Below are 11,794 nucleotides of genomic sequence, written 5' to 3' on the forward strand. Positions count from 1 at the left end.
ACACGGCGCCCGGGGCACGCCCGCGCCCCCGGAACCCTCCGCGGAGGGTCAGTCCTCGATGCCCTCCGCGGCCCGTGCGTCGCGCAGCTCCTTGATCGCTCGCCGCCGCGCGAGGCGATGCGTGCGGCGGATCTGCGCCTCCTGGTAGCGCCGCCGGTCCTTCTCCGTCTCCGGGAGCACCTGCGGTACGGGCCGCGGCTTGCCGTTCTCGTCGACGGCCGCGAAGACGAGGTACGCGCTGCCGACCTGGATCGCGGGCGTCGACTCGTTCCAGCGCTCGGCGAGCACCCGGACGCCGACCTCCATGGAGGACCGCCCGGTCCAGTTGACCTGGGCCTTCACATGGACGAGGTCGCCGACGCGGACGGGTTCGAGGAAGGCCATCTCGTCCATGGAGGCCGTGACCGCAGGGCCTCCGGAGTGCCGGCCGGCCACGGCGCCGGCGACGTCGTCCACCAGTTTCATGATCACGCCGCCGTGGACGGTGCCCAGCAGATTGGTGTCGCTGCCGGTCATGATGTGGGAGAGCGTCGTACGGGCGGCAGACGTCGGCTTGCCGGCGATCTCCTGCTCCGGGCTCCGGTCCTGAATGGTCATGTCCACCACTGTATGCCGGGTGGGTGAACGGGGCCGGATTGCATCAGGTCTGCAACAGCAGCCCCCCGAATCCGTAGACGATCTCCGTGCCGGGCGACCGGCAGGCACACTTCGTTGCATGAGTGATTGGTCCGGAGGGCGGAGCGACGAGCGACGGCAGGCGTACGGGCGCGGCAGCGCCGGCGCCGGCGCCGAGCCGGAGGGTGCGCGCGCCATGCCGCACGTACGGCGTGCGGCGCCGCCTCAGCAGTACAGCCCGCCCCAGGGCTACGACGAGGCGCCGGTCGCCGGCGGCCACCGCGTGGTCGGCCAGGGCGGCCCGGGTGACGGATACAACACGGGCCAGGTCTACGGCCGCGGCGCCCCGAACGGCCCCGGAGCGGGCCCCGGGGGTCCCGGCGGCCCGGGCGGGGGCGGCCCCCGCCCGCAGCGCACCGCCCGCCCGGACTGGCGCAGGCGCATCAAGATCGGCCTGGTGACCTTCGTCGTCCTGCTGCTGGCGGTCTCGGTCGGCACGTACTTCTGGGCCGACTCCAAGCTCCGCCAGGAGGTGGACCTCGGCAAGGTGAAGGAACGGCCGCCGGCCGGCGAGGGCACGAACTACCTGATCGTCGGCTCGGACAGCCGTGAGGGCCTGTCGGACCAGGACAAGAAGGACCTGCACACGGGGTCGGCGGACGGCAAGCGCACCGACTCGATGATGATCCTGCACACCGGCGACAACGGCACCACGATGCTGAGCCTGCCGCGCGACTCCTGGGTCACCATCCCCGCCTTCACGGGCCAGAAGTCCGGCAAGCGGTTCCCGAAGTCCACCCACAAGCTCAACCAGGCGTACTCGGACGGCGGCCCGGAGCTGCTCGCGCAGACCATCGAGTTCAACACGGGCCTGCGCATCGACCACTACGCGGAGATCGGCTTCGGCGGCTTCCGCAACCTGGTCGACGCGCTGGGCGGCGTCGAGATGTGCCTGGACAAGCCGGTGAAGGACCGGGACTCGGGCGCGGACTTCAAGGCGGGCTGCCAGGAGCTGGACGGCGCCCAGTCGCTGGCCTTCGTGCGCCAGCGCCACCAGGAGGCCGACCAGGACCTGGGCCGGATGCGCAACCAGCAGAAGTTCCTGAACACGCTCGCGAAGCAGGCGGCCTCGCCCTCGACCGTCCTCAACCCCTTCCGCCTCTACCCGGTGATCGGCTCGGGCCTCGACACGCTCATCGTCGACAAGGACATGGGCCTGTTCGACCTGATGGACATGTTCTGGGCGATGAAGGGCGTGACGGGCGGCGACGGGCAGCAGATGACCGTGCCCGTCACCACCGCGAACCTGCCGACGCCCAACGACGGCGTCGCCGTGAAGTGGGACATGGCCAAGGCCAACCAGCTGTTCGGGCAGCTGAAGAAGGACCAGAAGGTCACCGTCTCCGACAAGTAGGACCGCGGCGGGCCCGGCTCGGGCCCGCCTGCCCGGCCCGCCTACTTGGGCGGCTTCGCGGGCGGCTTCGCCTTGATGACGGCGAAGACGGCGCCCTGCGGGTCCTGCACGACGGCCATGCGGCCCGCCATCATGTCGAACGGCGGCTTGAGGACGTTGCCTCCGGCGCGCACCAGCGCGGCGACCGTGCTGTCGGTGTCGTCGACCGAGAAGTACGTCAGCCAGTGCGAGGGCGCGTCCTCGGGGATGCCCTCGATATTGGCCAGCCCCTGGAGCCCGCCGACCATGTGGTTGTTCACCTGCAGCGAGAAGTAGCCCTTGGCACCCTCCATCGGGGCGAACGTGATGCCGAGGGCCGTGGCGTAGAAGCCCGAGGCGGTGGCGGTGTCACTGGTGTTGAGCTCGTTCCAGATCACGGCGCCCGGCTCGTTGACGATCTCCGCGCCGTGGAATTTGCCCGCCTGCCACAGCCCGAAGACGGCGCCCGTGGGGTCGGCGGCCACGGCCATCCGGCCGATATCCATGACGTCCATGGCCGGCATCATCACGTCGCCGCCGTTGCTGACGATGCGGGACTGGGCGGCGTCCACGTCGGCGGTCGCGAGGTAGGTGGTCCACACCGCGGACGGCATCGGATCGGGCTTGCTGCCGTCGGGGTTCATCGCCGCCATGATGCCGGCGACGGCCTTCTTGTCCTTCATATGGCAGACCGCGTAGCCGCCGGTCTCGGGCGGCCCGACCTCCCCCTGCCAGCCGAACAGGTCACGGTAGAAGTCGAGCGCCGCCTGCTGGTCGGGGACCATGAGGTCGACCCAGCAGGGGGTACCGGGAGCGTAGGGGCCGGTTACGACGGGCATGACGGGCGCCTCCAGGCGGCGGGCGGATAGGGATGTCCCCCCGAGTAGGATCGGCCCCGCCGCGCCCGGCCGCCAGTGGCGCTCCCCCGTACGGGGAACGCCACCGGCCGCAATGCCTGCGGGTTACTTCGGCAGGTTGCGCGCCATGACGATGCGCTGGACCTGGTTCGTGCCCTCGTATATCTGCGTGATCTTCGCGTCGCGCATCATGCGCTCGACGGGGTAGTCACGGGTGTAGCCGTAGCCGCCGAGGAGCTGGACGGCGTCGGTGGTGACCTCCATGGCGACGTCCGAGGCGAAGCACTTGGCCGCGGCGCCCTGGAAGGTGAGGTCGGCGTCGCCGCGCTCGGACTTGGCGGCCGCCGCGTAGGTGAGCTGGCGGGCGGCCTCGATCTTCATCGCCATGTCGGCCAGCATGAACTGGACGCCCTGGAAGTCGCCGATCGGCTTGCCGAACTGCTTGCGCTCCTGGACGTAGCCCTTGGCGTAGTCGAGCGCGCCCTGGGCGACGCCGAGGGCCTGGGCGGCGATGGTGATGCGGGTGTGGTCCAGGGTCTTCATCGCGGTGGCGAAGCCCGTGCCCTCCGCGCCGATCATGCGGTCGGCGGGGATGCGGACGTTGTCGAGGTAGACCTCGCGGGTCGGGGAGCCCTTGATGCCGAGCTTCTTCTCCGGGGCGCCGAAGGAGACGCCCTCGTCGCCCTTCTCGACGACGAAGGCCGAGATGCCCTTGGAGCGCTTCTCGGGGTCGGTCACGGCCATGACCGTGTAGTACTCGGAGACGCCGGCGTTGGTGATCCAGCGCTTGACGCCGTTGAGGACCCAGAAGTCGCCGTCGCGCACGGCGCGGGTCTTCATGCCGGCCGCGTCCGAGCCGGCGTCGGGCTCGCTGAGGCAGTACGAGAACATCGCGTCGCCCTTGGCGAGCGGGCCCATGTACTTCTTCTTCAGCTCCTCGGAGCCGGAGAGGATCACCGGCAGCGAACCGAGCTTGTTGACCGCGGGGATCAGCGAGGACGACACGCAGACACGGGCGACCTCCTCGATGACGATCACCGTGGCGAGGGCGTCCGCACCGGCGCCGCCGTACTCCTCGGGGACGTGCACGGCGTGCAGGTCCGTGGCGACGAGGGCGTCCAGGGCCTCCTGGGGGAAGCGGGCCTCCTCGTCCACCGCGGCGGCGTGCGGGGCGATCTTCTCCTCGGCGAGCTGGCGCACGACCTTGCGCAGCTCGTCGTGCTCCTCGGACGGCCGGTAGAGGTCGAAGTCCGTGTTTCCCGCCAAGGCGTACTCCCCTGAGAGTTAACTACCGTTTAGTAACCCCGATTCTAGGGGCGGCTCCCGGACAGGGACTACGTGAGCTTGCCGACAGCACCCGGCAGGCGCCCGCCGCGACTGCCGTCCACCCCGCTCCTTCCCAGCTCGGGGCCCGACTATGCTCGGGCACCGCAGTCCCGCCCGTCAGCACATGGAGCACGCATGGCCCCCAGGATCACCGTGATCGGCACCGGCTACCTCGGCGCCACCCATGCCGCGGCCATGGCCGAGCTCGGCTTCGAGGTGCTGGGCCTCGACGTGGCCCCCGAGAAGATCGAGATGCTCGGGCGGGGCAAGGTCCCGATGTACGAGCCGGGGCTGGAAGAGCTGCTACGCAAGCACGTCGCCGGGCTGGAGGGCTCGACCGGGCGGCTGCGCTTCACGACCTCCTGGGAGGAGGTCGGCGAGTTCGGCGACGTCCACTTCGTCTGCGTGAACACTCCGCAGAAGCACGGCGAGTACGCGTGCGACATGTCCTACGTCGACGCCGCCGTCACCTCCCTGGCCGCCGTCCTGCACCGCCCGGCGCTCGTCGTCGGCAAGTCCACCGTCCCGGTCGGCAGCGCCGCCCGGCTCGCGCGGCTGCTCACCGAGCTGGCGCCGGCCGGCGAAGAGGTCGAGCTGGCCTGGAACCCCGAGTTCCTGCGCGAGGGCTTCGCCGTCAAGGACACGCTGCACCCCGACCGCATCGTCGTGGGCGTCGCGGGCGAGCGGGGCGAGAAGCTGCTGCGCGAGGTGTACGCCGGGCCGATCGGGGAAGGCACGCCCTTCGTCGTCACCGACTACCCGACCGCCGAGCTGGTCAAGACCGCCGCCAACTCCTTCCTCGCCACGAAGATCTCCTTCATCAACGCCATGGCCGAGGTCTGCGAGGCCGCCGACGGCGATGTCGTGAAGCTCGCCGAGGCCATAGGGCACGACGACCGCATCGGCAAGAAGTTCCTGCGCGCCGGCGTCGGCTTCGGCGGCGGCTGCCTGCCCAAGGACATCCGCGCCTTCATGGCGCGGGCGGGCGAGCTGGGCGTGGACCAGGCGCTGACCTTCCTCCGCGAGGTCGACTCCATCAACATGCGCCGCCGCGCGCACATGGTGGAGCTGGCGCGCGAGGCGGTCGGCGGCAGCTTCCTGGGACAGCGGGTCGCCGTGCTCGGCGCGACGTTCAAGCCGGACTCGGACGACGTCCGCGACTCCCCCGCGCTCAACGTCGCCGGGCAGATCCACCTGCAGGGCGGCCAGGTCACGGTCTACGACCCGAAGGGCATGGAGAACGCGCGGCGCCTCTTCCCGACCCTCGCCTACGCGGCGAGCGCGCTGGAGGCGTGCCGGGGTGCGCGGGTGGTGCTGCACCTGACCGAGTGGGGCGAGTTCCGCGAACTCGACCCGTCGGAGATCGCCGCCGTCGCGTCGGACCGCCACATCATCGACGGCCGCAACGCGCTCGACGCCGCCGCGTGGCGGGACGCGGGCTGGACGTTCCGCGCCATGGGCCGCCCTCGCGCCTGACGGCACCCACGTATGTCCTCCCGCCGTGGCGGGCGGGGGGCTGGGGCATCGCCCCAGGAAACGGCGAAAGGGTGGGACCGGGGCCTTTCTCCCGCCGCGACGGCGAGCGGCCGAAGCGGCGGTGACCGGCGGTGCCGGGCCGGGCTGAGCCCGTAGCGGCACCGCCGAGATCCACCGCTGTGGCTGAGCGCCGCTGCGGCGGAAGTGTGAGGCCGGGCCTCACCGCACCTGCAGCGGCACGGGCCCGGCCCCGGGCCGCCGGGCGGACGTGTGAGGCGAGGCCTCACGACACGTTCAGGCCGTGGGCGCGCCGTCCAGCGCGTCGATCGTCGCGATCGACGGGCCCCGTACCGCGGAAAGGTCCCGCGCCACATCCTCCGCGTCCCGCAACACCCGCACCGCATTGCGCCACGTCAGCTTCGCCAGGTCCGTGTCGGACCAGCCGCGCCGCAGGAGTTCGGCGATGAGGTTGGGGTAGCCGGCGACGTCGGCCAGGTCGGCGGGGGTGAACGCCGTGCCGTCGAAGTCGCCGCCGATGCCGATGTGGTCGACGCCGGCGACCTCGCGCATGTGGTCGAGGTGGTCGGCGACCGTCGACGCCGTGGCGAGCGGCCGCGGGTGCTCCGCCTCGAAGGCGCCGTGCAGCTCCATCGCCCGCCGCGAGGTGTCCAGGTGGTGCAGCCCGTGTGCGCGCAGGTTCTCGTCGGCGGCCTGCGTCCAGGCGACGGCCTCCGGCAGGATGAACTTCGGGACGAACGTCGCCATGGCCACGCCCCCGTTCGCGGCGAGCGCGCCGAGGACGTCGTCCGGCACGTTGCGCGGGTGGTCGCAGACGGCCCGCGCCGACGAGTGCGAGAAGATCACCGGCGCCTTGCTGACCCGCAGGGCGTCCCGCATCGTGCCGGCCGAGACGTGCGACAGGTCGACCAGCATGCCGATGCGGTTCATCTCCCGCACGACTTCCTCGCCGAAGCGGGTCAGCCCGCCCGCCGCGGGGACGTCCGTGGCGGAGTCCGCCCACGGGATGTTGTCGTTGTGGGTGAGGGTCATGTAGCGCACGCCGAGCCGGTGCAGCGCCCGCAGCGTGGCCAGGGAGCAGTTGATGCTGTGCCCGCCCTCGGCGCCCATCAGGGAGGCGATGCGGCCCTCGGCCCGCGCCGCCTCCATGTCGTCGGCGGTGAAGGCGAGCCGCAGCTCGTGCGGGTAGCGGTCGGCCAGCTGCCGTACGACGTCGATCTGTTCGAGCGTGGCGCTGACCGCCTCGTCCCCGGCCAGGTCCGTACGGACGTACACCGACCAGAACTGGGCGCCGACGCCGCCCGCGCGCAGCCGCGGCAGGTCGGTGTGGAGCCCGGCACCGCTCTGGTCCAGGGCGATGTCGCGCCGGTCGAGGTCGTAGCGGACCTGCTGGCGCAGCGCCCAGGGCAGGTCGTTGTGCCCGTCGACGACGGGGTGGGCGGCGAGGAGCTCGCGGGCGCGGTCCAGCAGTCGGTCCGTCATCGTCGCTCCCCGGTCACTTGCCGAATCCGAAGGCGGCCGCGCCCTGCACCTTCGCGCGCAGCCGCCTGCCCTTGTCCGTGGCCTGCTCGTTGAGCTCGTCCTGGAAGTGCTGCATGCGGGCGAGCAGGTCGGCGTCGTGCGCGGCGAGCATGCGGACGGCCAGCAGGCCGGCGTTGCGGGCGCCGGCGACGGAGACGGTGGCGACGGGGACACCGGCCGGCATCTGGACGATGGAGAGCAGGGAGTCCATGCCGTCCAGGTACTTCAGCGGCACGGGCACGCCGATCACCGGCAGCGGGGTGACGGAGGCCAGCATGCCGGGCAGGTGGGCGGCGCCGCCCGCGCCCGCGATGATCGCCTTGAGGCCGCGGCCCGCGGCCCGCTCCCCGTAGGCGATCATCTCGCGCGGCATCCGGTGCGCGGAGACGACGTCGACCTCGTAGGGGACCTCGAACTCCTCCAGGGCCTTGGCGGCGGCTTCCATGACGGGCCAGTCGGAGTCGGAGCCCATGACGATGCCGACGACGGGGCCGACGGAGCCCACGGGGGAAGCAGTCATTCCGTGATCGTTCCTCGCAGATATCCGGCGGCGTGGCTCGCGCGCTCGCGCACATCCGCCAGATCGTCGCCGTAGGTGTTGACGTGTCCGACCTTCCGGCCGGGCTTGACGTCCTTGCCGTACATATGGATCTTCAGGCCCGGGTCGCGTGCCATGCAATGGAGGTACGCGGAATACATGTCGGGATAGTCGCCGCCGAGCACATTGGCCATGACGGTCCACTTGGCGCGCGGGCGGGGGTCGCCGAGCGGCAGGTCGAGCACGGCGCGCACGTGGTTGGCGAACTGCGAGGTGATCGCGCCGTCCTGGGTCCAGTGGCCGGAGTTGTGCGGGCGCATCGCGAGCTCGTTGACGAGGATGCGGCCGTCGGCGGTCTCGAACAGCTCCACGGCGAGGTGCCCGACGACGCCCAGCTCCTTGGCGACCTTCAGGGCGAGCTGCTGCGCCTGCGCGGAGAGCTCCTGCGAGAGGCCGGGCGCGGGGGCGATCACGGTGTCGCAGACGCCGTCGACCTGGACGGACTCGACGACGGGGTACGAGACGGCCTGGCCGTGCGGGGAGCGGACGACGTTGGCCGCGAGCTCGCGGACGAAGGCGACCTTCTCCTCGGCGAGGACGGGGACTCCGGCGCGGAAGGGTTCACCCGCCTCTTCTGCGCTGCGGACGATCCACACCCCCTTTCCGTCGTACCCGCCGCGGACGGTCTTCAGGACGACGGGAAAACCGTCGCCCTCCGCCGCGAAGCGCGCCACGTCGGCGGGGTCCTCGACGATGCGGTGCCGCGGGCACGGCACTCCGATCGCGTCGAGCTTGGCCCGCATCACGCCCTTGTCCTGGGCGTGCACCAAGGCGTCGGGCCCCGGGCGGACGGGGATGCCGTCCGCCTCCAGGGCCCGGAGGTGCTCGGTGGGAACGTGCTCGTGATCGAAGGTGATCACGTCACACCCTTGTGCGAAAGCACGAAGGGTTTCCAGGTCGCGGTAGTCGCCGATGACGACATCGCTGACCACCTGGGCCGCCGAGTCCTGCGGGGTATCGCTGAGCAGCTTGAACTTGATGCCGAGGGGGATGCCCGCCTCGTGGGTCATACGGGCGAGCTGGCCGCCGCCGACCATGCCGACTACCGGGAACGTCACGCCCCCAGGGTATCCGTACGGGCGAACTGCCCCCGACCCCGTTCGGAGGATCATCCGAAAAGACAGTGAGTGCACCAATGGCCGATATGACTCGCGTTCGCCTCACGTTCACCGACTCCGTCCGTCGGCTCCGGAGCGCGCTGGATAGCATGAAAGCTGCCCCACGCCCCCAGACGCCCATTCAACGGAGCCTGACGATCCCATGAGTCAACGGCGCACAGTGCGTTCCCGGCTGGAGCGGGTGGCCCGCGAAATCGCCAAGTTCGGCGCGGTCGGGGCCATCGGGTTCGTGGTCAATTTCATCGTCTTCAACATCTGTGTCCACGGTTTCGGTCTCGCGGTGGTGCGCTCGGGCGTGATCGCCACGGCCGTGGCCATCGCCACCAACTACGTCGGCAACCGCTACTGGACCTACCGCGACTCCGACCGGAGCCGGCGCAGTCGCGAGATGAGCCTGTTCCTGCTCTTCAGCGGCGCCGGGCTGGTCATCGAGAACGGCATCCTGGCGATCTCGCACTACGGCTTCGGCCTGACGACCCCGCTCGCGGACAACATCGCGAAGAACGTGATCGGCCTCGGGATAGGGACGGTCTTCCGCTTCTGGTCGTACCGCACGTGGGTCTTCCGGGCGCAGGCGGTGGAGACGGCGGAATCGTTCCTCTCCGCGCCTCCGGAGCGCGCGGAAGCGCATAAGTAGCGGAAAGCGCACACGTAGCGACGCCCGCCCCGGGCCCTCCGGGGGCGGGATCACCCCAGAGTGTCCAGCGCCTCCGCCTCACGGCTCAGGAACAGGGCGAACACCGGCGGGTTCGCCTGCAGCAGCTCCAGGCGGCCGCCGTCCGCCTCCGCGAGGTCGCGGGCGACGGCCAGCCCCAGCCCCGTGGAGTTCCGCCCGCTGACGGTGCGCTCGAAGACCCGCGCGCCGAGGTCCGGCGGGACGCCCGGCCCCTCGTCCGTGACCTCCACGACGGCCTGGTTGCCGGTGACGCGCGTGCGCAGGGCGACCGTGCCGTCGCCGTGCATGAGGGAGTTCTCGATGAGGGTCGCGAGGACCTGGGAGACGGCGCCCGGCGTACCGACGGCCCGGAGCCCCTGCTTGCCGGAGCGGACGATGGCACGCCCCTCGCTGCGCGAGGCCGGGCGCCACTCCTCGATCTGCTGCTTGATGACCTCGTCGAGGTCGAAGGTGACGGCCGAGCTGGACTTGGGGTCGCGGGAGTTGGTGAGGAGCCGCTGCACCACGTCCGTCAGCCGCTCGACCTGGGCGAGGGCGATCGTCGCCTCCTCCTTGACCGTCTCCGGCTCATCGGTGAGCGTGATCTCCTCCAGCCGCATGGAGAGCGCCGTCAGCGGCGTCCGCAGCTGGTGCGAGGCGTCCGCGGCCAGGCGGCGCTCGGCGGTGAGCATCCGCGCGATCCGCTCGGCGCTGGAGTCGAGGACGTCGGCCACCCGGTCCAGCTCGGGCACCCCGTAGCGGCGGTGGCGGGGGCGGGGGTCGCCGGAGCCGAGCCGCTCGGCGGTCTCGGCGAGGTCGGTGAGGGGGGCGGTGAGCCGGTTGGCCTGGCGCACGGCCAGGAAGACGGCGGCGACGACGGCCAGCAGCGCGACGGCGAGGATCACCAGCAGGGTGCGGCCGACCTCGCGGCTGACCGTGGAGCGGGAGGCCTCGACGCGGACGACCACGCCCTGGTCGCCCGGCTCGGTGGCGACGATGACACCGCCCGTGGGCCGGTCGCCGATCTCGATCGCCCGCCGGCCGGGGATCTCGATGCGGGCGTAGCGGCCGTCGGTGATCTGCTCGCTGAGCACCTCGGACTCGACGCGCTCGCCGCCGACGAGCCGGCTGTCGACGATGCTCACCAGCCGTACGGCCTCGCCCTTCACGCTCTCCTGGGCGCTGCTCTCGATCGTGCGGGTCTCGACGATGACGAGCGAGATCCCGAAGACGGCGATCACGACGAGGACGACGGCGAGCGTGGAGTTGATCAGTCGGCGGCGCACGGGTTGCCCTCCGGGCGGGGTGGTACGAAAGCGGCCGGTTCCCGCCGCACGGTCCGGACGCGGCCGGGGGGTACGGCGGTTGCCGTCACCGAGGTCCTCGAAGGCCGCACGGGCCGCACGGTGCGCGGCCCGCCCGGCACCCCGGGCTCAGCTCTTCTCGAAGCGGAACCCGACGCCGCGCACGGTGGCGATGTAGCGGGGGTTGGCGGCGTCGTCGCCGAGCTTCTTGCGCAGCCAGGAGATGTGCATGTCGAGGGTCTTGGTGGAGGACCACCACGTGGTGTCCCAGACCTCGCGCATCAGCTGGTCGCGGGTGACGACCCGGCCCGCGTCGCGCACCAGCACCCGCAGCAGGTCGAACTCCTTCGCCGTCAGCTGCAGTTCCTCCTCGCCCATCCAGGCGCGGTGCGACTCGACGTCGATCCGCACGCCGTGGGTGGCGGGGGGCTGCTGGTGCGCCTCGACGGTGCCGCGCCGCAGCAGGGCCCGCACCCGGGCCAGCAGCTCGGCGAGCCGGAAGGGCTTGGTGACGTAGTCGTCGGCGCCGGCGTCCAGGCCGACCACGGTGTCCACCTCGTCGGCCCGGGCGGTCAGCACCAGCACCGGGAAGCCGTGGCCCTCGGTGCGCAGCCGGCGGCAGACCTCCAGTCCGTCCATCCCGGGCAGCCCAAGGTCGAGGACGAGCAGGTCCACCCCTCCCTTGAGCCCGGCGTCCAGCGCCGTGGGACCGTCTTCTCGCACCTCCACCTCATACCCCTCGCGGCGCAGGGCGCGTGCGAGCGGCTCCGAGATGGACGCGTCATCCTCGGCGAGCAGTACTCGGGTCATGCAGTGATGGTAGTCCGCTCGGGCCCACGTCAGAGGTCCACCGGGAGCTACCGGCGGCAACCCT

General features: G+C 71.5%; 11 protein-coding genes. 3 read left to right on the plus strand and 8 right to left on the minus strand.

All coding sequences use genetic code 11. From position 1 onward, the window contains the following. Window positions 1-48 precede the first annotated feature (48 nt). The gene (locus IE241_RS11070; protein ID WP_190021550.1) at window positions 49-597 is read right to left on the minus strand and encodes an acyl-CoA thioesterase; all 549 of its coding nucleotides are present in this window, start codon (window positions 595-597) and stop codon (window positions 49-51) included. 118 nt (window positions 598-715) lie between these two features. Between IE241_RS11070 and IE241_RS11075 the strand changes: the two genes are divergently transcribed. Then, window positions 716-2,029, plus strand: a complete 1,314-nt coding sequence (locus IE241_RS11075; RefSeq protein WP_190021551.1) for an LCP family protein — start codon at window positions 716-718, stop codon at window positions 2,027-2,029. Window positions 2,030-2,070: 41 nt separating this feature from the next. Here the strand turns inward: IE241_RS11075 and IE241_RS11080 are convergent, their stop codons facing one another. Beyond that, complete coding sequence (locus IE241_RS11080; protein ID WP_190021552.1) at window positions 2,071-2,886, minus strand: VOC family protein; 816 nt, start codon at window positions 2,884-2,886, stop codon at window positions 2,071-2,073. Window positions 2,887-3,009: 123 nt separating this feature from the next. Then, window positions 3,010-4,170: an acyl-CoA dehydrogenase gene (locus IE241_RS11085; RefSeq protein WP_168093134.1), complete on the minus strand. Its 1,161-nt coding sequence runs from the start codon at window positions 4,168-4,170 to the stop codon at window positions 3,010-3,012. 195 nt (window positions 4,171-4,365) lie between these two features. On the opposite strand from IE241_RS11085, the gene IE241_RS11090 reads away from it, so the two are divergent. After that, entirely contained in the window at window positions 4,366-5,706 is a 1,341-nt protein-coding gene (locus IE241_RS11090; RefSeq protein WP_190021553.1) for a UDP-glucose dehydrogenase family protein, read from the plus strand. 294 nt (window positions 5,707-6,000) lie between these two features. Here the strand turns inward: IE241_RS11090 and IE241_RS11095 are convergent, their stop codons facing one another. From IE241_RS11095 to IE241_RS11105, 3 genes are read right to left on the minus strand one after another with little or no spacing between them, the layout of a single operon-like run. Next, window positions 6,001-7,206 (minus strand): dipeptidase, encoded by a 1,206-nt coding sequence (locus IE241_RS11095; RefSeq protein WP_190021554.1) that lies wholly within the window; start codon window positions 7,204-7,206, stop codon window positions 6,001-6,003. A 13-nt stretch (window positions 7,207-7,219) separates the two neighbouring features. Next, window positions 7,220-7,765, minus strand: coding sequence for a 5-(carboxyamino)imidazole ribonucleotide mutase (gene purE, locus IE241_RS11100; RefSeq protein ID WP_190021555.1), 546 nt, complete (start codon window positions 7,763-7,765; stop codon window positions 7,220-7,222). Continuing rightward, window positions 7,762-8,955: a 5-(carboxyamino)imidazole ribonucleotide synthase gene (locus IE241_RS11105; RefSeq protein ID WP_229899119.1), complete on the minus strand. Its 1,194-nt coding sequence runs from the start codon at window positions 8,953-8,955 to the stop codon at window positions 7,762-7,764. The genes purE and IE241_RS11105 overlap by 4 nt, the downstream gene beginning before the upstream one ends. Before the next feature lie 148 nt (window positions 8,956-9,103). Between IE241_RS11105 and IE241_RS11110 the strand changes: the two genes are divergently transcribed. Beyond that, on the plus strand, window positions 9,104-9,598 hold the full coding sequence (locus IE241_RS11110) for a GtrA family protein (protein WP_190021556.1): 495 nt from the start codon (window positions 9,104-9,106) through the stop codon (window positions 9,596-9,598). 50 nt (window positions 9,599-9,648) lie between these two features. Here the strand turns inward: IE241_RS11110 and IE241_RS11115 are convergent, their stop codons facing one another. Together IE241_RS11115 and IE241_RS11120 are read right to left on the minus strand one after the other, a co-directional pair. Further along, window positions 9,649-10,902 carry a sensor histidine kinase gene (locus IE241_RS11115; RefSeq protein ID WP_190021557.1) on the minus strand — a complete coding sequence of 418 codons (1,254 nt, stop codon included), beginning with the start codon at window positions 10,900-10,902 and terminating at the stop codon, window positions 9,649-9,651. A gap of 147 nt (window positions 10,903-11,049) precedes the next feature. Then, entirely contained in the window at window positions 11,050-11,730 is a 681-nt protein-coding gene (locus tag IE241_RS11120; RefSeq protein WP_058046585.1) for a response regulator transcription factor, read from the minus strand. Window positions 11,731-11,794: the final 64 nt, after the last annotated feature.

The organism is Streptomyces hiroshimensis, assembly GCF_014650335.1.
GTDB classification, from domain to species: domain Bacteria; phylum Actinomycetota; class Actinomycetes; order Streptomycetales; family Streptomycetaceae; genus Streptomyces; species Streptomyces hiroshimensis.